We start from the raw sequence: 18,871 nt of genomic DNA, 5'->3' as shown, positions 1-18,871 counted from the left end.
CGTCCGGCGGGCGAACCGAACGACTGCCGGATTACTGCGGTGACGGGTTTTGACGCGGCGACTGGCGGGCGAGGAACTCCCGGTAGTAGCTCAGCGACTCGTCGGCGATGATCGCGGGCAGATGCAACTCCCACATTCGCGCGAAGCGCGCGCGAAGGTCCGCCCCGTCAGCCAACGCGCTCGAGAGCAATTCGGCCCCCAGCACCCCGGCGACGATCGAGGCACCGGTCGTCTGCGCGTTCAACGTGGGGCGTAGGTCGCCCTCGGCGGCGGCGATCTCGATGCGCTCCACCAGTTCGGCGACGAGAATCTGGAAAGTCTTCTTTGCTGCTGGGTTGAAACCGCCAAAGGTGCGAAGTAGCCGGGCCCCCGCGCGCGCGATCCTGTCGCTGCTCAGCACGTCGGTCACGACGAATGACCCGTGGATGATGTTCTCCATGGCGGGGGAGCCTGATCGGCCCGCCGCGCGGAACCCGCCGAGCAGATTGTCCGAGCCCTCTTCGATGATCGCGGTCGCCAGGGCTTCCTTTGAATCGAAGTGGTAATACAGTGCGCCCTTTGTCAATTCGGCACGTTCGATGATGTCACCCAGGCCGGCTGCGGGGTAACCGATCTCGTTGATCAGGTCGACTGCAGAGTCGATGATCTTCCTACGCGTCGCCTCGGATCGAGCCTGGCGCACCATTTTCCAGCACCTCCGTCGATCCATCCGGGTGGCGGTCGTTGGACGGGATCATAGTTTGTTGGCGCCCAGGGGCGCGGCATTCTTGATCGCGAGTGCCGACCGTCGTTTGATGAAGCCCTGCAGGTAGGGGACTCGGTCCTGCTTTGCGAAGCCCGCTAGGGCTAGCAAGAGGACTGCCTCGAAATCCCCGATGAACTTGTCAGCGTCGTCGAGATTACTCGTCTGCCGAACGCCGAGGTACAGCGAGGTCAGCAGGCGAGCGACGTGTTCGGTGTGGCAGTCCGGTCGAATGTGTCGCCCTCCGCGACGCCACGTTCGGCGATGTCGGCGAAGTTCTGGAACCATTTCGCGCGAGCGTGGCCTGGAGGCCGTCGAAGCGGCCCAACGATTCGACGAGGTTGACCGCGGCCAAGGTCAGGTGGTGGCTGACGTCCGCCGGCGCGATGAGGTAGGCATAGTCGGCCAGTGCGGTCGCCAGGGCCGGTTTCGATCCGAAGTGGGTGTAGTGGATTCCCTTCGTGACTTCGGCAGAAGAGACGATGCCGTTGAGATTGACTGGCGGTACGGCATCACCGAGAACTGGCGTGAGGCGGCGCGCAGGATCTTGCGGCCGGGTCGTGTCATCCTCACCTTCGAGGGAATCGGTCTCGGATCGCCTGGTGCGGCTGGTGGAACGGTGACCACTTTCTCCAGCCTGCTGAGTCGATTTCCCGGGAGTGTCGCATGTCACTCGCGCGCTCACCCGCGATCGGGCGAGTCCTCCCGCCTGAAAGACGGGTTGCCACGACTACTGGTCGCCGGTGTAACCAATTTGCTCCGGACCTTCGATCAAATCTCGTGCTGCATTTCATTCCAAAAGTATGTAACGTACACGGCGTGGTGACTTCCGTTCCGACCCTGGTGCTTTGCGCGCCCAGCGCTGACGGGTGCCTCGTCCGAGATCGTGCCGATCGGGCGTTCGATCACGGACGCCGCCGACGGATCCTGCCCTCGGCCACGATGGGCAAACTTTGTGAACGGCTTCCACGGACTACGGCAACGTCAATTCCAAGGTCCCTCTCGACACTCTCACAGCAATCAACATTCGGTGAAAATGTGTTTCGAAGTGCGAGAGTATGACGAGCGCAGCACACACAATATGTCTATTGAGCTCATTTCCGCCTAACCATGGCAACCCATCATTCATCCGAGCAGCTATCGCGGGGTAACGCCAATGTGGGATACAGAAGTCGACGTCGCGGTCATCGGCGCAGGCATTGGTGGCCTCGCCAACGCCATTGCGACGGTGGATGCAGGCGGCGAGGTGCTGGTTGCTGATGCCGCTCCGGCGTTTCATGGCGACGCGGCGCCGGTCGCGCTGCGCGGGCGCATCGTGGCTAAGCGGGGGGCGCTGCTTCACGACACGGTCGACGTCGAGACCAACGAGTATCTGGCAGCGGTCTCCGAGGGAGTCCTCGAGTCGGCGGATGTCGTTCGAGACGCCCTCGTTCCCCGCCGCACCGCACGCAATCTTTCACGGGACGAGGCCTTCGGACGTGTCGAAACGTTCATGGGATCACGGTTGACCGCATGGGCCGCGCAGTGCATCGCGTCGCCGTACGGACTGCTGTACACGAGCATGTGTGACTGGCGGACGACCACGATGAAGTCGGACGACGGCGGTTCGATCGAGGTGACCTCGGTCGGTGCAATGGAATGGGCCGACGGCTTCGGTGAGAGTGCACTGCGCCGGTGGATGACGGCGCAAGCCCGGGAGCGCGACATCGAGGTTGAAGCCGCCAGCACTCTGGATCGAATCGTATTCGAAGAAGGCGTCATCGTCGGTGTAGTGCTGACGACCCCGGACGGTCCTTACGCAGTACGGACCAGAGCCGGTGTCACCCTTGCGTCGGGGGATCAGGACCTGGGCGTTGACGAGCACGTCGAGTTGACCACGGGTGAACGACTGCAGGTCTGCCTCGTCGGTCGGACCGCCAGCCGCTTCAGCCGCGTCGAGCTACTGGCGACCGAGCCTGCAGCACCTTCCCGGCCGACGTGCACCGGTTCGCGGCGCCAACTGCGCGAGGGTATGCACGACGCGCGGCAGCCGTCCCTAGATGGATGGCGATGTGGAAAAGTGCACGGGTACACGACCTTTGGCCAGTAGCGAGGCCATGTCTTCGCCGGCCAGCGGCCGCGAAAGCAGAAATCCCTGAGCCCGGTGACAACCGTGGTGTAGCAGCGTCATTGCGGCAATCTGGGTTTCCACGCCTTCGGCCACCAGTTCCAACTCGAATGCTTCGGCCAGAGCGATGACCGCACGCACGATCGCGAGATCGTTGGGATTCGAGCCGAGCTCCGCGACGAAACTCCGGTCGATCTTGAGGACGTCGACCGGTAGTGACTTCAGATGGGACAGCACGCTGAAGCCGGTCCCGAAGTCGTCGATGGCGACTTGGACGCCGACGTCTCGCAGGCCCGCCAACGTGACGCTGGTGGTTTCCATGTCCTGAACGACGACGGTCTCGGTGATCTCGAGGCAGAGGGAGCCGCGATCAAGGGCGAACTCGCGCATGACCGCGGCAACCGACTCCACGAATCCGTCCGTCACCAGTTGGACGGGCGACACGTTGACCCGCAGGACGATCCCATCGGCGACGCCGAGCGCTCGCCACCTCGCAAACTCCTCACATGCCGTCCGCAACACCCAGCGACCCAAGTCCCCGGCCAGGTTGATGGATTCGGCGACGGCGATGAACACCTCGGGTGACAACAGCCCGCGGGTGGGGTGATTCCACCGCACCAGCGCCTCGGTCGCAAGCACCTCGCCGGTGCGCATGTCGACCTCGGGGAGGTACTGCAGGAACAACGCGCCGTCCTCGATGACGTCCCGAAGGTGCAGTTCGATGTCGTTGCGGTAGTCGGTCTTCAGCGACATCTCGTCTGAGAACACGGCGATCTGATTGCCGCCGGCCGCCTTGGCGGCGAGCACCGCCTGATCGGCCCGACGAAGCAGATCCGAGGTGGTGTCCCGGCCTGGGGTGCCGAGGGCGACACCGATGCTGACGGTCCTGGTCAGCATCTCGCCGTCGATCGGGACGCGTTCGCGAAGCAGCGCCAGCAACCGGTTCGCGAGCTGTTCGGCCTCTGTACTGGACATCGGTGCGGCGGGTGTCACGACGAATTCGTCGCCTCCGAGTCGCGCGATGACGCACGCATCCCCGGTTTCCCGTTGAAGCCGCTCGGCGAGCACCCGGATGAACCAGTCCCCGACATTGTGGCCGAGATAATCGTTGATGGTCTTCAGGCGATCGAGGTCCAGATACAGCGCGGACACGGGGCCGGGGCGGCCGGCGTCAAGTCTGGCGTCGAGATGGTCGATCAGCGCGCGCCGATTCTGCAGGCCCGTGAGATCGTCGTGTTCAGCGAGATAGCGCAGGCGCTCCTCCGCCTGCACGCGGGCCTGCACCTGGGCGAACAACGACGCAATGGCCTCCAGCGCGTTGAGTTCCGCGGGCTTCCACTCCCTGTCGCCGAACTTCACGAAGCCCAGCACTCCCGTCGTTAGATCGCCCGACACAAGCGGCGCAGCCGCCATCGACGTCTCGGAAATGCTGCGCCCCTCCTCGATCCGCTTCTGATAGTCCTCGTTGTCGGGGCGGAACACCATCGGCTTCTTGGAGGTCTCTGCAAACGCGAAAACGGGATCGGCGTCTTCGAAGAAGACGATCTTCAGCGGATCGGGATCGGGGATGCCCGAACGCGGCGGCCACTCCGTGACCAGGGTCGACGCCCGGATGGTGTGGTCGTTGTAGCGCAGAAAACTGACGTCGACATCGAAGTACTTCACGAGGACCGCGAGGATCTCTTGCGACACGATGACGGAGGTCGCCCCGTTCGCCGCCATGAGTCGGACGGCGACCGTGGTCACCAATCGGTCCAGGCTCAGGGGCGAAGTTTCCGCGGGCATTGGATCAGCGTAACGGCGGTACGTCGATCTTGACGGCGCGTCGGCGGCTCCGAACCGTGGCGGGTGCCGCGACCGACAGGCGCAGTACTAGGACCAGTGCTTCCTCGAGATTGTCTGAGATCCCAGCCACCGTGCGGAACCGTGCTTGCAGCTCCGCCAGTTCCTCGGCGTGCTTGGGCGACACGTCTTGCAGATCCTCGTCGTTGGTGGCGTAGAGGAAGGGTGGCGAGATCGGCTGGACTGCCAAGCCGAGCTCCTGCGCGGCGATCCACGTCGCCTCGACCGCCGCTCCACCGCGCGCGTAGTCGACGAGGTCGTGGCCTCGAACGCAGACGACCGCTACGGCCGAGCTCGCCGAGAGTCCCGCGGCGGTGTCGGCGCCGAGAATCGCACCGCTCCGCCAGACCGACAACTCCGCCATCACCTCGGGACGCCGCAGGATCTCCAGCGCCAGGTCGCCACCGGGACCGAGTTCCAGGCTCCGCACGTCGATGCCGGAATCGGGGTCCCCATCCTCTGGCCATCTCATCTCGGAGATCATCTCCTCGTGCAGTCGCGGAGTCAGGTAGCGGATGCGGTCTGCCGCGGCGAAGACGTCGGCGATCTCGTCGACGTCGGCACGCGAGGTGAGCACCCGAAGGCGAGCGCCTTCCCGGTGCGCGGTTGCGACCAGCTCTTCGGTGACGCCTTCGGGTAACGCCCCACCCGTGCCTTGGTTGCGGTTGGTCTCGCGACGCAGCATGGCGCTGTACCAGGCTGCCAGGGCGTCGTCGGTGCCTTCGCCCAGTCGTACCCGTGCCGTCAGCGGGGACGTCCCCGCGGACTCCGTGTACTCCACCTGGCCTACGGCGCCATGGGCCGCTGCGGCCACGCGGGCGTTGTACGCCGCGGCGCCGACCGCTACGGCGCTGCCGCGCAGCTTGACGTCGATCGTTGACGTGCGCTCGGGTGCCAACTGGATCGTGACGGCGTTGTGCGTCGCCGCGATGGTCCATGGTTGGACGTTGCCACCTGATGGTGCGCGTGCAGCGGCGGCCATGACGGACCCGACGAGATCGACGGGTTGCTCGTATTCCACGATTTCGCAGTGCTCCGTGGCCCCGGCGGTCCCGATGGGCGGTGACTCGATTCGGTCGAAGGCGCCGCCGACGTCGAGGCGAATCCGACCGGACGAAAGCGGTTCGCACAAGCCGATTCTGCGCACCGCCTCAGTTACGGCGCCTGCGCCCAATGTCACGTCACCGGCCAGCTGCGGCCAGGTCGACAGGGTATTTCCCACTTCGAGCAGCGATGCGGCCGCTCGCGCAGACAAACCACCGACCTCGATGAGCCTCATGACGTAGGGGATCTTTTCGGGACCGCTCAATCCCGCCAGTTCGATGGTGTCGACGTCACCAAGCATGCCGTGGAAGATTGGCCGATCCGGTTCCAGGTCGAACCGCTCCACGTCGATCATGCCGCGGTCGCTGGTCGCCATGAGCACGGGCAGCCGACGGACCCGCGACCGCTGTCGGACGAGTGCCTTGACGTCCAGCGAGTCGCATTCCTCGATCACGACGTCAAGACCGTCGAGAAATCCGTCGATGCCGTCCGACGTCACTCCGGCGGCCATCGTCCGCACCTTCAGATAGGGCTCCAACTCGGCGATTCTGCGGGCTGCGACGGTGGTCTTCTTCAGCCCTAGATCGAACACGCCTGCCGGTACCCGGTTGAGATTGGACAGTTCGAGATGGTCGAAGTCGGCCAGTCGCAACTCGCCGCACAGGCCCTGCATGGCGAGGGTGTGTGCGATGACGTGGCCCGCGCTCAGCCCGATGAGGCCGATGCACAAGCGCCCGAGACGGTCCTGTTCGTCAGTGGTGATGAGATTCCGGTTGCGGTCCAGCCGGAGTCGACGGAACGACCTGGGCCCGAGGATCTTCACCACCGTGCGACGCCATGGGTAGTAGGCGAAACGGGGTGACTCCTCGAGGATGTCGGGCTCGATTACCTCCATCCGCTCCAGCGCCGCGTTCTGCGCGGCCCAAGAGTCGACGTAGTCGATCACGGGATCTGCCCGCAGCCGTGCCAGCAGTTGGGCATCTTCGCCGACTGTTGCGTCCAGCACCCGAGCGGATTCCGGCGCGGCGTCGTCGAATCCGATCACCGTGCGATTGCCCAGTCCGAAACCTGGGCGGACAGCTGCGCCGACGCCAGCGTCATCTCCTGAAGAATCTTCGAGACTTGATGCGGCTCGGCATGGTTGGCGAACGTCCGCTGATCCCACCACATCATCTTGGTGCGGTATCGCTCGTCGGGATACGGCGTGGCGGCGATCGGTGCCACCACCCCTCCCGACGTGCGCCAGCTGTCCAGTATGTATGGGGCCGAGGTCGCCATACAGAACTGTATGCCCATTAGTGCCATGGCATGAAAACCACTGCGCGCCAACGCTCTGGACAGCCGCCGCGCGGTCTCCCGATCGTCGGCTATCCAGGCGGCCTTCATTTCGAGGACGCCGAAAGGAATGCGGTCTTCGATCATCTTGCGCACGGCGGGAAGCCCCGGCTGTCCGGACCACTCGACCGTCGCGTGGGAGTCGTCGGCCGACACGAGAGGTCCCTTGGCGCGAAGGCCGCCGATCACCCGTCCCGAAGAGTCGAGAGTCACCCAGAACATCGCGGTGTCTGTACCGTCCGCGATGGCGGCGACGTCGATCGCCCGTTCGACGCCGTGGCGGCGGTAGCTTTGCTCGGCGCCACGGAGGTACTCCTCCCATAGCGTGCGATCCACGTCGGGCCGCGACACCACCATTGTGCAGTCGGCCTCGGCGTCCCACCAACTGATGTTCTCGGAGAGTGCGCAGTCGGCCCAGTATCCGAATTCGAGCGGTTGGGGGTGCATTCAGGCCTCATTCGTAGGGCAGCCGGAGAGGTGTGAAGTCGTCGCTGGCCGCGGTCATTCCAGTGGGGGGTGATAGGTGTCGCGAAACAAGTATCAGTCCCACGATCGCGCGTTCCCAGCTAGGATTCGGATGTTTTCTGAAGTCAAGTAGTCCGCCGTTTAGCTGGCATGATGATCGGCTAACCAGAGGTCAATTTCGGCAATGGCGGTTAATTAACATCTGTGCAGGTTGTCGGCATCTGATAGGTTCCGTGGCGAATAGCTGGCCAATCGCAGGCAAATTATTGCGCATCTATGTCATTGTTATGACCTGGTCGGCGATGGAGGAACAATACCGGCCGCATTTCTTGGTCACGGCCCTGTGAGAGGAGCGAACGTGAAGGTTTTCAGCGATCTAAACGATTTTGCGGCAGCACTTGGCAGCCAACTCGGACCCACGGACTGGATGGAGATCAGCCAAGACCGCGTGAACCTCTTCGCCGAGGCCACCGACGACCACCAGTGGATCCACGTCGACCCCGAGCGGGCAGCCGGCGGACCGTTCGGTGCCACTATCGCGCATGGTTTGCTCACACTTTCGTTGCTGCCGCACTTCTCCCACCAGCTCTACCGGGTCGACAACGTCGCGCTGGCCGTCAACTACGGCTACAACAAGGTGCGGTTCATCACGCCGGTGAAGGTGGGCGCGAAGATTCGCGCGCGTGGCGAGATCACGGCGATCAACCAACTCGAGGGGGCGGTACAGGCCACCACGACGATCACCGTCGAGATCGAGGACTCGGCCAAGCCGGCCGCGGTGGCGGAGTCGATCGTCCGCTACCTGGCCTGATCTTGGCGCGCTGATTGCTACGGCTCCCGCTGGGCCGCCTTGACGAGCCCGCCGCCGATGATGAGGCGCTGGATCTCACTGGTGCCCTCGTAGAGCCGTAGCAGTCGCACGTCCCGATAGATCCTCTCGACGGGGACGTCACGCATGTACCCTGCGCCGCCGTGAACTTGGACCGCGAGATCGGCGACCCGGCCGACCATCTCGGTGCAGAACAGCTTCGCGGTCGACGGCGCGATGCGGCGATCCTCGCCGGTGAGCCACATTCTGGCAGCATCGCGCACCAGTGCGCGGCCCGCCATCACCCCGGTTTGCATGTTGGCGATCATCGCCTGGACGAGTTGGAAGTTGCCGATCGGCGTGCCCCCCTGGGTCGCCGTGGCGGCGTAGGCGACCGACTCGTCGAGGGCGCGCTGAGCGGCGCCGACAGAAAGTGCGGCGATGTGGATGCGGCCCCTAGCCAAGGAGGTCATGGCGGCCCGGTAACCCACGTCGACGGACCCGCCGATGAGCGCATCGTCGCTTACCCGCACTTCCTCGAGGATGACGTCGGAGGTCCAGGCGCCTTCCTGACCCATCTTGGCGTCCTTGGCACCGACCTCCACGCCGGCGGCGTCGGCGGGCACCAGGAACACCGCGATGCCAGGGCCGTAGCATCAGCGGGACGGGTGCGGGCGAAGACGATGAAGAGGTTGGCCGTCGGCGCGTTGGTGATGTACTGCTTGCGTCCGGTGATCACCCACTCGTCTCCGTCGCGAACGGCCTTGGTGCGCAACCCTGCTGGATTCGATCCCGCACCCGGCTCGGTCAGGGCGAACGACGCGACGACGTCACCCGACGCGATCCCCTCCAGCCAGCGTGCCTTCTGCCCATCGGTGCCGAAGCCGACCAGAACCTGGCCGGCGATGCCGTTGTTGGTCCCGAACATCGACCGCAGGGCCAGCGTCGTGTAGCCGAACTCCAAGGCCAGCTCGACGTCCTGGGCGATGTTCAGGCCGAGCCCACCCCACTCCTGCGGGATCGCATAGCCAAAGAGCCCCATCCTTCTTCGTCTGCTCGCGGATGTCATCGGGCACCCCGTTCCCGTTCATGATCTCCAACTCGCGGGGCATCACCACGGAGCGGACGAAGTCGCGCGTTGCGTCGAGGATGTCCCGGAAGTCCTGATCGCTCACCTGGCTGCCGACGGCGGGGTCTGCCATGCGCGGGTTTCTCATGACGGGGAGGGGATGGTTTGATACAAGAAATATCATATTTTATGTTGGAACCAGGAGGCCGAGGAAGGGACGGGCACCAGATGCCATTGCTCGAGGGACGGACCGCGGTGGTCACCGGCGGCGCGCAGGGGATCGGCTTCGCGATCGCCGAGTGCTTCGTCGCCGAGGGCGCACGGGTGGTGCTCGGTGATCTCGACCTGGCCGCCACCGAGGCGGCGGTCGAGAAGCTGGGCGGGCGCGAGGTGGCGACGGCGGTGCGCTGCGACGTGACGAACGCCGTCGAGGTCGAAGCACTCATCGCGGCGGCGGTGGACACGTTCGGGGGCCTCGACGTCATGGTCAACAACGCGGGCATCACGCGGGATGCCACCATGCGCAAGATGACCGAGGAGCAGTTCGATCAGGTCATCTCAGTGCACCTCAAGGGCACCTGGAACGGCACCCGCAAGGCCGCAGACGTCATGCGGGAGAACAAGAGCGGAGCGATCGTCAACATCTCGTCGATCTCGGGCAAGGTGGGCCTCATCGGCCAGACCAACTACTCCGCTGCCAAGGCGGGCATCGTCGGCCTGACCAAGGCGGCGGCCAAGGAGGTCGCGCATCTCGGCGTGCGGATCAACGCCATTCAACCGGGTCTGATCCGCTCGGCGATGACAGAGGCCATGCCGCAACGGATCTGGGACGCCAAGTTGGCTGAGATACCGATGGCCCGCGCCGGTGAGCCCGCGGAGGTCGCCAAGGTCGCGCTCTTCCTCGCCTCGGACCTGTCGTCGTACATGACCGGCACGGTGCTCGAAGTGACTGGCGGCAGGCATATCTGATGACTACCGCGGTGATTTGCGAACCGGTCCGGACCCCGATCGGCCGCTACGGCGGCATGTTCAAGTCCTTGACCGCCGTCGACCTTGGCGTCGCGGCGTTGAAGGGGCTGCTGGCGCGCACGGGTATCGCGCCCGATGCCGTTCAGGACGTCATCCTGGGGCACTGCTATCCGAGCATGGAGGCGCCCGCGATCGGCCGCGTCGTCGCGCTCGACGCCGGCTTGCCGGTGACGGTGCCGGGCATGCAACTCGATCGGCGCTGCGGATCGGGCCTGCAGGCCGTCATCCAGGCGTGCATGCAGGTGGCCACTGGGCAGAACGACCTGGTCGTCGCGGGCGGCGCGGAATCCATGAGCAACGTGGTTTTTCACTCGACTGACATGCGCTGGGGTGGATCACGCGGCGGGGTGAAGGTGCACGACGCGCTGAACCGCGGCCGGACCACCGCAGGCGGCCGTGACTACCCGGTGCCCGGCGGCATGATCGAAACCGCCGAGAACCTGCGCAGGCAGTACGGAATTCCGCGCGAGGAGCAGGACGAGTTGGCCGTCACCTCGCACCGTCGCGCCGTGGCCGCGCAGAAGGACGGCCTACTGGCCGACCAGATCATCCCGGTCACGGTCACCATGCGGCAAGGTGCCGCCCGGAATGAAACGGTGATCGACACCGATGAGCATCCTCGTGCGGACACCTCGGTGGAGTCGCTGAGTAAGCTCAAACCCCTTCTTGGCAAGCAGGATCCGGAGTCCACCGTGACGGCGGGCAATGCCAGCGGTCAGAACGACGCGGCCTCCATGTGCATCGTGGCCACCGCGGAGAAGGCCGCCGAGCTGGGGCTGAGGCCCCTGGTGCGGCTGGTCTCCTGGGGCGTCGCGGGAGTGCCGCCGAACGTCATGGGCATCGGCCCCGTCCCGGCGACGGAGCTGGCCCTGGCCAAGGCGGGCCTGACGCTGGCCGAGATTGATCTCATCGAACTGAATGAGGCGTTCGCCGCGCAGGCGCTGGCGGTGATGCGGGAGTGGAAGTTCACCTCGACGGATCTGGATCGCACCAACGTCCAGGGCTCGGGCATCTCGCTCGGCCATCCCGTGGGGGCCACCGGAGGGCGGATGCTCGCGACGCTCGCACGGGAACTTCACCGGCGTGACGCCCGGTACGGGCTGGAGACCATGTGTATCGGCGGGGGTCAAGGACTGGCCGCCGTCTTCGAAAGGGTTGGAGCATGACCAGACTCGCGCAGACGGCCGGGCTGACCGAGATTCAGGCTGAGATCGTCGCCACTGTACGGAAGTTCGTGGACAAGGAGGTCATTCCGCACGCTCAGGCGCTCGAGCACGCCGACGAATACCCCCAGGCCATCGTCGACAAGATGTCCGAGATGGGCCTGTTCGGGCTGATGATCCCCGAGGAGTACGGGGGCCTAGGGGAGTCACTGCTCACCTACGCCCTGTGCGTCGAAGAGTTGGCGCGCGGCTGGATGAGCGTGTCAGGCGTCATCAACACGCACTTCATCGTCGCGTACATGATCCGCCAGCACGGTACCGATGAACAGAAGCAGCGCTTCCTGCCGCGGATGGCGACCGGTGAGGTTCGTGGCGCGTTCTCGATGTCCGAGCCAGAGCTTGGCTCCGACGTCGCCGCCATCCGCACGAAGGCCGTCCGCGACGCGAACGGCGGTTACACGATCAACGGCCAGAAGATGTGGCTGACCAATGGTGGCAGCTCCACTCTCGTTGCGGCGCTGGTGAAGACCGATGAGGGAGCGGACAAGCCGCACCGCAATCTCACCGCCTTCCTGATCGAGAAGCCGGCCGGCTTCGGTGAGGTGCTGCCGGGACTGGTCATTCCCGGGAAGCTCGACAAGTTGGGCTACAAGGGCATCGACACCACCGAGTTGGTCTTCGACGGATATCACGCAGACGATGCCGACGTGCTTGGTGAACTGCCCGGGCAGGGCTTCTTCCAGATGATGGACGGTGTCGAGGTCGGTCGCGTCAACGTGTCGGCGCGGGCGTGCGGGGTGGGCATTAGGGCCTTCGAGCTCGCCATCCGCTACGCGCAGCAGCGCAGCACGTTCGGCAAGCCGATCGCCGAACACCAGGCCATTGCCTTCCAACTCGCGGAGATGGCCACCAAGGTCGAAGCCGCCCATCTGATGATGGTCAACGCGGCGCGTCTGAAGGACTCCGGCGAGCGCAATGACGTGGCGGCCGGGATGGCGAAATACCTTGCCAGCGAGTACTGCTCGGAAGTCACCGAACAGAGCTTCCGCATCCACGGTGGGTACGGCTACTCCAAGGAGTACGAGATCGAGCGGCTGATGCGCGATGCCCCGTTCCTGTTGATCGGCGAGGGCACCAGCGAGATTCAAAAGACGATCATCAGCAAGAGCCTGTTGCGTGAGTATCAGCTCTGATCCCGGGTTCGCAGCCCGACCGCAACTGTCCGACGACGTCGCCCGCTACGTCCGAAGGCGGATCTTCGACGGCACCTATCGTGCCGGGGAGTATCTGCGACTCGATCAGCTCGCGGTCGAACTCGGCATCAGCGTGACGCCCGTGCGCGAGGCCCTTCTCAACCTCTGTGCCGAGGGACTGTTGGTGCAGCAGCCGCGGCGGGGCTTCATGGTGCTCGAGCTGACGGCCAGAGACATGGCCGACGTCGCCATCGTGCAGGCCTTCATCGGCGGCGAGTTGGCGGCGCGTGCGGCGGAGAACATCACTGATGAGCAGCTCTCGGCGTTGCGGGTCATTCAGGACGAGCTGGAGGAGGCCTATGCCGGCGGCGACCTGGACCGCACCGTGCGGCTGAATCACGAATTCCACCGACTGATCAACGTGGCAGCGGACTCGCCGAAGCTGACCCAGTTCATGTCCGGCATCACGCGATACGCGCCCGAGTCGGTCTTCCCGACACTGTCAGGGTGGCCCAAGCAGTCGACCAGGGACCATCGCCGTGTCATCGCCGCGTTCGAACGGCGCGACGCCGGCCGGGCGCGGATGGCGATGGCCGAGCACTTCACCATCGGCGTGGCGCCGCTGACCGAGCATCTCGTCGAGCGCGGGGTCATCGTGGAAGCCGCCGCTGTGCCGAATTCTGCGTCGGGGTCGTGATCGCGCCGCCTCGTCGAGCAGAGTCGGGCACCAACCTGCAGTTCGCCGAGTGCGAGTTCAGTTTCGTCAAGACCCGCGCCCAGCACGGGACCAAGGAGGCGTTTCCTATACGCGACGAGCACTTGCACTTGCTGGAGCCGGAGTGACCGTCATCACTTGGTCATCGCGATACAATCACTGCTACTTTTGTAACGTCGTCAACGCCGAAACCCTAGGTCGTGAGATATGTCAACACCCCGTCATCGTGGAGCCGTCCGTACTGCGATCGGTCGGTCCTTCAAGGGCACGCTGGTCAACACGCCCCCCGAGACGCTGATCACGACAGTCCTGCCCGAGGTGGTCCGCAGGTCCGGCATCGATCCGGCCGACATCGATGACATCATCTTCGCCGAATCGCACTACGGCGGCGGTGACCTGGCCCGCTATGCGGCGGACGCGACCGGGATGTCGCACGTGCCCGGCCAATCGGTAAACGGCATTGCGCAGGCAGCCTCACTGCCATCGGCAATGCGTCGGCGCAGATCGGCTCCGGCATGGAACGCGCACTGATCGCCGGCGGGGTGCAGTCACTCTCCATGACGCCTCTGACGAACTGGCGCATCCCCGGCCCGGAGTTGAAGTTCGAGGAGCGGTGGATGCCGCCGACGCACGTTGAGACGCCGGACGCGCCCGCCAAGGACATGTCGATCACAGTGGGATGGAGAACACCGCTCAGGCGCTGGGCATCACCCGCGAGCAGATGGACGCGTGGGCGGCTCGATCGCCGCAATGGACGCGGGCAAGTTCGCCGACGAGATCATTCAGTTGAAGATCGAGATGCCGGACGGCTCCGTCATCGAGTTCAGCGTCGATGAGCATCCGCGCCGCGACACCACCGCGGAGAAGCTCGCCGGGCTCAAGGTGCTGCACCCCGAGATCGAGGGCTTCTCCATCACCGCGGGCAACAGCAGCGGAACAAACGATGCGTGTGCGGCCGTCGCCGTGGTCGATCTCGACTACGCCGTTGCCGAGGGGTTGTCGGTGATGGCCACGGTGAAGGCCTGGGGCGCCGCGGGCGTTCCGCCCCGCGACACGGGACTGGGCGCGGTGAAGGTCATCGGCAAGGTGCTCGACCGGGCCGGGCTGAAGCCGTCCGACGTCGCGCTGTGGGAGATCAACGAGGCCTTTGCGTCGGTCCCCATCGCCGCCTGCAAGGAGTACGGCCTCGACGAGGAGCTGGTGAACTTCTCCGGAAGCGGTTGCAGCCTCGGGCATCCGATCGCGGCGTCCGGTGCGCGCATGGTGACCACGCTGATCTACGAGCTGCAGCGTCTTGGTGGCGGTATCGGCGTGGCCGCGATGTGCGCGGGTGGCGGCCAGGGCGGCGCCGTCGTGGTGGAGGTCTGAGGACCAGCCTCAGCGGGTGTCGGCCTTGCGTCGCGGGGTGGTCGCCTTGCGACGTCGCGCCGTAGCCGACTTCGCCGACAACTGTTCGTCGATCAACCGTTCGGCATGGTCGAGGATGCAATCGAGGCCGTACTCGAAGTTCTTCTCGTCGGACGCGCCGATCCGGTGACCTTCATTGGTGACCTTGGCCAGCAGTGGCGCGGTCTCTGGGTCGATGACCATCGCCTCTTCGAAGTCGCCGGGTCCATCGGCGGTGGACCGGTTCTTGTCGTAGAGACGTTGCAGCACCACGGATCCGCGTACATGCACCGAGACGGCGGAGTACGTGTCGAAGGCGTCCTGCGGGGATAGCCCGGCCTCGGCCAGGCTTACGATGGCCTTCTCCACGGCGATCACGCCGAGCTTGGCGGCCCGCGGGCTGAGGGCCGATCGGATCAGAATGAGGTCGCACAGAATCGGGTTGCCCAGGATTGTCTTTCGCATGACGCGCGCGTGGTTGCGCAGCGTCTCGCGCCAGTCCTTGGCCTCGACGTACGGGGTGGCGAACACGTACTGCCTGAGTGCGCGATCGGTCATGGCGTTGAGCAGATCATCCTTCTTGCGGAAGTACCAGTAGATGCTCGTCACGCCCACCCCGAGGTGCTTGCCCAGCGACGGCATGCTGAGGTTGTCGATGCCGACCGTCTCGGCGAGCTCGAACGCGCCCTTGATGATGTCGTCGGGATTGATGGAGCCGCGCTCGCGTCGTTGACGCTTTTCGGCGGTCACTTGCTTGGCCACCTGGCACCTCCATCGGATGACTCGCTCGGGTTCGGCGGAACACAATCTACCGAAAACGCATCCGTGACCTCTGACGACGAATGCGTGTCGACCCCGCGAACACCACCGTGAACCTTACCGGTAGGCATTCGATAGGCCGTCGTCGTTTGGCGGAGGCGATGTCGGGGCCTCGAGCGGCCAGCGGATTCGCCCCGTCGGAGGCTATCGAAATGCCCATAGTAAGTTTCACCGGGTAACGGGTCTCGAAGCAATCGAATGGACAAGAGGGGCAACGTGGCCGACGAAGTTCTGACCGAGCGCCAAGGGCGCACGCTCGTCATCACGATCAATCGACCGGAGGCACGCAACGCCTTCAATCTGGCCGTCGCACAGGGCCTCGCCGACGCGATGGACGAACTCGACGGCACCCCCGAGCTGTCGGTGGCGATCGTGACGGGGGCCGGCGGCAACTTCTGCGCCGGGATGGACCTGAAGGCGTTCTTGGCAGGCGAGGTCCCGTCGATACCCGGACGGGGGATCGGCTTCACCGAACGACCACCGCGCAAGCCGGTGATCGCGGCCGTCGAGGGCTATGCGCTTGCCGGTGGGACCGAGATCGTGCTGGCGACCGATCTGGTGGTGGCGTCGAAGGTCGCGAAGTTCGGCATCCCCGAGGTCAAGCGTGGCCTGGTGGCGGCGGGCGGCGGACTGCTGCGACTGCCCCACCGGATTCCCTACCAGAAGGCCCTCGAACTGGCGTTGACCGGTGAGAGCTTCACGGCCGAGCAGGCGGCCCAGTGGGGATTCGTCAACGTCCTCACCGAACCTGGTGAAGCACTCGCAGGCGCATTGGCTCTCGCCGAACGCATTTCGGCCAACGGACCGCTGGCCGTGGCGGTGACCAAGGATGTCATCGTGAAGTCTGCCGGTTGGAGCGAAGACGAGATGTGGAAGAAGCAACAGGAACTGATCATGCCGGTCTTCTCGTCGAAGGACGCCATGGAGGGTGCGACGGCGTTCGCGGAGAAGCGAGCGCCGAACTGGACTGGTTCTTGACGCTCGCACACCGGGCCGCGCCGTGGATCTGGGCTTCGCATGCGCCACCGCCGTCGGTGGCCGGCGAGGCATGGGGTTGGCGACGGCACGATGTCTCGCGGAGGACGGTGCGCGGGTGGCCCTCGTCGGCCGGTCGCAGACCGTCCTCGACGAGGCCGTCGACGAACTGAGCCGTCTCGGCAGCCGCGCACATTCGGACGCGGACGTCTCATCCCGAGTCACCCGCCACGCGGAACGCTTCCCCGACAGGGCCGCCATCGCACTCTCCGTGCTGACCGAGCAGGGCATGCTGGTACACGGCGACATTCGCGCGGACAACGTGTTCTTCGCCGGCGACCGGTGCAAGATCGACCTCGGGTATCTGGTCAGCCAGGGCTTGCCGACCTCCATCCGGTCGGGTCATGACGAGGAACTGGTCAGGACCTATCTGAACCGCCTCGTCGCCCTGGGTGTGCGGGGCTACGGGTTCGACGATGCGTAGCGGCACTACCGGTTCGCAGTGGCGTACATGATCGTGTTGCCCGTCGTCGCTCTGGTGGGTTGGGATGTGTTGCCCGAACGGTCGACCGCGCCGCGGCCACCATCGACGACATCGACGCAGTGGAGGTGTTCGATGACTAGTCCGATTCGGTCTGCGCGTGAAGTGGTGGAGGCCTACAACCTCGAACTATGGAACGGGAAGAGGTTCGACTTGGCCGAGGAGTTGATCGCCGACACCATGGTTCGTCACGACGTCGGCGAATCGCACACGCTGACTCGGGCACAGGCACTCAAGCGGGTCACCGACACCTGGGCCGAGATGGACTCGTTGCGGTTCGACCTGAACATCGTCATCGACGGCGGCGACGGCGAGCACGTCGCCATGGTGTGGGATTCGACCATGGCCAAGGGCGACAACGAAGTGAAGGTCGCGAGCATCGAGGTGTTCCGCGTCGTCAACGGTCAGATCGTCGAAGTCTGGAACTGCGGCTACAAGCTGGGAGTATGGGAATGAGCGAACGGGTGCTCGACGAACTGGGGTACTACCTGCTGGCCGGGGCGGGTGGTGAGGGTCCGGCATCGCTGATGGACGAGGCTCGACGCGGTGAGGAACTCGGCTTCGGAACAGCGTTCATCTCGGAGCGGTGGAACGTCAAGGAGGCCTCGTCGCTGGTGGGTGCGGCGTGTGCGGTGACGAACCGCATGCAGATCGCCACCGCCGCAACCAATCACAACACTCGCCACCCGCTGATCACCGGATCGTGGGCCACCACGATGCATCGACTGTCCGGTGGGCGATTCACGCTCGGCATTGGCCGCGGGATTGCGGCGATGTACGACGCCTTCGGGGTGCCTGCGGTCACCACGGCCCAAATGGAGGACTTCGCCCAGGTGATGCGCAAGCTTTGGCATGGCGAGGTGGTGTTCAACCACGACGGGCCGATCGGCAAGTACCAGTTGCTGTTCTTGGATCCCGACTTCGACGAGGACATCCGGTTGGGTCTGGTGGCCTTCGGCCCGCAGACGCTGGCACTGGGGGGACGTGAGTTCGACGACGTCATCCTGCACACCTACTTCACCCCGGAGACCTTGCAGCGCAGCGTGAAGACCGTCAAGGACGCGGCCGAGAAGGCGGGCCGCGACCCGGACGGCGTGAAGGTGTGGTCCTGCTTCGCCACCGTCGGTGACCATCTACCGGAGGAGTTGCGGTTGAAGAAGACGGTCGCCCGGCTGGCGACCTACCTCCAGGGCTATGGCGATCTGCTGGTGTCCACCAACGGGTGGGATCCGGCTGTGCTCCAACGCTTCCGGGAGGATCCCGTGGTGACGTCGGTGCCCGGTGGCATCGACCACAAGGCGACGGCCGCGCAGATCGAGCACATCGCGACCCTGATCCCGGACGAGTGGCTCGAGCCATCGGCGACGGGAACGGCGCAGCAGTGCGTCGATCGGATCCGCCAGGAGTTCGACTACGGCGCCGACGCGGTGATCCTGCACGGTGCCACGCCCGACGAACTGGAACCGATCGTCACGGCGTACCGGGCGTCCTAGCCTCGATTTTTCGCGCGGCGGTGCTGACGGTGTGATTGCCGGTTCGGGCGGGCTTGTAGAGGTTGTTTTGGTGGGTGGGCGTTGGGTGATCGGCCGGTGTCGCTCGGTGGGCGGGCTTTCCAAGGGCCGGTTGGTCTTTCGGGTC

The 18,871-nt window shown here is 65.1% G+C and carries 14 protein-coding genes and 4 pseudogenes; 12 read left to right on the top strand and 6 right to left on the bottom strand.

The features are described 5' to 3' along the window. Window positions 1-31: 31 nt before the first annotated feature. Window positions 32-685, bottom strand: coding sequence for a ScbR family autoregulator-binding transcription factor (locus VET27_RS04970; protein ID WP_526515718.1), 654 nt, complete (start codon window positions 683-685; stop codon window positions 32-34). Between the two features lie 1,213 nt (window positions 686-1,898). Here VET27_RS04970 and VET27_RS04965 point away from each other — a divergent pair. Beyond that, entirely contained in the window at window positions 1,899-2,831 is a 933-nt protein-coding gene (locus VET27_RS04965; protein WP_526515716.1) for a hypothetical protein, read from the top strand. Here the strand turns inward: VET27_RS04965 and VET27_RS04960 are convergent. From VET27_RS04960 to VET27_RS04950, 3 genes are read right to left on the bottom strand one after another with little or no spacing between them, the layout of a single operon-like run. Continuing rightward, window positions 2,778-4,634: a bifunctional diguanylate cyclase/phosphodiesterase gene (locus VET27_RS04960; protein WP_526515714.1), complete on the bottom strand. Its 1,857-nt coding sequence runs from the start codon at window positions 4,632-4,634 to the stop codon at window positions 2,778-2,780. The two genes, VET27_RS04965 and VET27_RS04960, sit on opposite strands and share 54 nt — an antisense overlap. A gap of 4 nt (window positions 4,635-4,638) precedes the next feature. Next, a complete protein-coding gene (locus VET27_RS04955) occupies window positions 4,639-6,780 on the bottom strand; it encodes an Rv1355c family protein (RefSeq protein WP_526515712.1) in 2,142 nt (713 codons plus the stop codon). Then, window positions 6,777-7,517 carry a hypothetical protein gene (locus tag VET27_RS04950; RefSeq protein WP_526515710.1) on the bottom strand — a complete coding sequence of 247 codons (741 nt, stop codon included), beginning with the start codon at window positions 7,515-7,517 and terminating at the stop codon, window positions 6,777-6,779. The genes VET27_RS04955 and VET27_RS04950 overlap by 4 nt, the downstream gene beginning before the upstream one ends. 376 nt (window positions 7,518-7,893) lie before the next feature. Here VET27_RS04950 and VET27_RS04945 point away from each other — a divergent pair, with 376 nt between their 5' ends. After that, window positions 7,894-8,346 (top strand): MaoC family dehydratase, encoded by a 453-nt coding sequence (locus VET27_RS04945; RefSeq protein ID WP_526515708.1) that lies wholly within the window; start codon window positions 7,894-7,896, stop codon window positions 8,344-8,346. A 17-nt stretch (window positions 8,347-8,363) separates the two neighbouring features. On the opposite strand, the pseudogene VET27_RS04940 reads toward VET27_RS04945, so the two are convergent. After that, window positions 8,364-9,545, bottom strand: a pseudogene (locus VET27_RS04940) (acyl-CoA dehydrogenase family protein). 95 nt (window positions 9,546-9,640) lie between these two features. Between VET27_RS04940 and fabG the strand changes: the two are divergent. The 6 genes and pseudogenes from fabG (at window position 9,641) to VET27_RS04910 (ending at window position 14,880) form a co-directional block, all read left to right on the top strand. Then, window positions 9,641-10,381, top strand: coding sequence for a 3-oxoacyl-ACP reductase FabG (gene fabG / locus VET27_RS04935; RefSeq protein WP_526515706.1), 741 nt, complete (start codon window positions 9,641-9,643; stop codon window positions 10,379-10,381). Further along, a complete protein-coding gene (locus VET27_RS04930) occupies window positions 10,381-11,607 on the top strand; it encodes a thiolase family protein (RefSeq protein ID WP_526515704.1) in 1,227 nt (408 codons plus the stop codon). The genes fabG and VET27_RS04930 overlap by 1 nt, the downstream gene beginning before the upstream one ends. Then, a complete protein-coding gene (locus VET27_RS04925; RefSeq protein WP_526515702.1) occupies window positions 11,604-12,797 on the top strand; it encodes an acyl-CoA dehydrogenase family protein in 1,194 nt (397 codons plus the stop codon). Before VET27_RS04930 ends, VET27_RS04925 begins: the two co-directional genes overlap by 4 nt. Beyond that, the gene (locus tag VET27_RS04920; protein WP_526515700.1) at window positions 12,781-13,494 is read left to right on the top strand and encodes a GntR family transcriptional regulator; all 714 of its coding nucleotides are present in this window, start codon (window positions 12,781-12,783) and stop codon (window positions 13,492-13,494) included. The genes VET27_RS04925 and VET27_RS04920 overlap by 17 nt, the downstream gene beginning before the upstream one ends. A 26-nt stretch (window positions 13,495-13,520) precedes the next feature. Then, window positions 13,521-13,640: pseudogene (locus VET27_RS04915) on the top strand (enoyl-CoA hydratase/isomerase family protein); the annotation flags it as partial. A 79-nt stretch (window positions 13,641-13,719) separates the two neighbouring features. After that, a pseudogene (locus VET27_RS04910) lies at window positions 13,720-14,880 on the top strand (thiolase family protein). A 9-nt stretch (window positions 14,881-14,889) separates the two neighbouring features. Here VET27_RS04910 and VET27_RS04905 read toward each other — a convergent pair. Then, window positions 14,890-15,660, bottom strand: a complete 771-nt coding sequence (locus tag VET27_RS04905) for a TetR/AcrR family transcriptional regulator (protein WP_526515698.1) — start codon at window positions 15,658-15,660, stop codon at window positions 14,890-14,892. A 273-nt stretch (window positions 15,661-15,933) separates the two neighbouring features. On the opposite strand from VET27_RS04905, the gene VET27_RS04900 reads away from it, so the two are divergent. The 4 genes and pseudogenes from VET27_RS04900 to VET27_RS04885 all read left to right on the top strand — a co-directional run bounded on the left by VET27_RS04900 (window position 15,934) and on the right by VET27_RS04885 (window position 18,726). Next, a complete protein-coding gene (locus tag VET27_RS04900; RefSeq protein ID WP_526515696.1) occupies window positions 15,934-16,695 on the top strand; it encodes an enoyl-CoA hydratase/isomerase family protein in 762 nt (253 codons plus the stop codon). A 22-nt stretch (window positions 16,696-16,717) separates the two neighbouring features. Beyond that, window positions 16,718-16,879 (top strand): annotated as a pseudogene (locus VET27_RS04895) (SDR family NAD(P)-dependent oxidoreductase); the annotation flags it as partial. Between the two features lie 429 nt (window positions 16,880-17,308). Then, entirely contained in the window at window positions 17,309-17,689 is a 381-nt protein-coding gene (locus VET27_RS04890) for a nuclear transport factor 2 family protein (protein ID WP_526515694.1), read from the top strand. After that, window positions 17,686-18,726, top strand: a complete 1,041-nt coding sequence (locus tag VET27_RS04885) for a TIGR03857 family LLM class F420-dependent oxidoreductase (protein WP_526515692.1) — start codon at window positions 17,686-17,688, stop codon at window positions 18,724-18,726. The genes VET27_RS04890 and VET27_RS04885 overlap by 4 nt, the downstream gene beginning before the upstream one ends. Window positions 18,727-18,871: the final 145 nt, after the last annotated feature.

Source organism: Mycobacterium sp. (assembly GCF_035633495.1).
Lineage (GTDB): Bacteria > Actinomycetota > Actinomycetes > Mycobacteriales > Mycobacteriaceae > Mycobacterium.
This window is presented reverse-complemented; position numbering and strand designations above follow the sequence as displayed.

Coding starts and splice junctions, on each gene's coding strand:
- VET27_RS04970 (WP_526515718.1), bottom strand. CDS start 685: ATGGTGCGCCAGGCTCGATCCGAGGCGACGCGTAGGAAGATCATCGAC.
- VET27_RS04965 (WP_526515716.1), top strand. CDS start 1,899: ATGTGGGATACAGAAGTCGACGTCGCGGTCATCGGCGCAGGCATTGGT.
- VET27_RS04960 (WP_526515714.1), bottom strand. CDS start 4,634: ATGCCCGCGGAAACTTCGCCCCTGAGCCTGGACCGATTGGTGACCACG.
- VET27_RS04950 (WP_526515710.1), bottom strand. CDS start 7,517: ATGCACCCCCAACCGCTCGAATTCGGATACTGGGCCGACTGCGCACTC.
- fabG (WP_526515706.1), top strand. CDS start 9,641: ATGCCATTGCTCGAGGGACGGACCGCGGTGGTCACCGGCGGCGCGCAG.
- VET27_RS04930 (WP_526515704.1), top strand. CDS start 10,381: ATGACTACCGCGGTGATTTGCGAACCGGTCCGGACCCCGATCGGCCGC.
- VET27_RS04925 (WP_526515702.1), top strand. CDS start 11,604: ATGACCAGACTCGCGCAGACGGCCGGGCTGACCGAGATTCAGGCTGAG.
- VET27_RS04890 (WP_526515694.1), top strand. CDS start 17,309: ATGACTAGTCCGATTCGGTCTGCGCGTGAAGTGGTGGAGGCCTACAAC.
- VET27_RS04885 (WP_526515692.1), top strand. CDS start 17,686: ATGAGCGAACGGGTGCTCGACGAACTGGGGTACTACCTGCTGGCCGGG.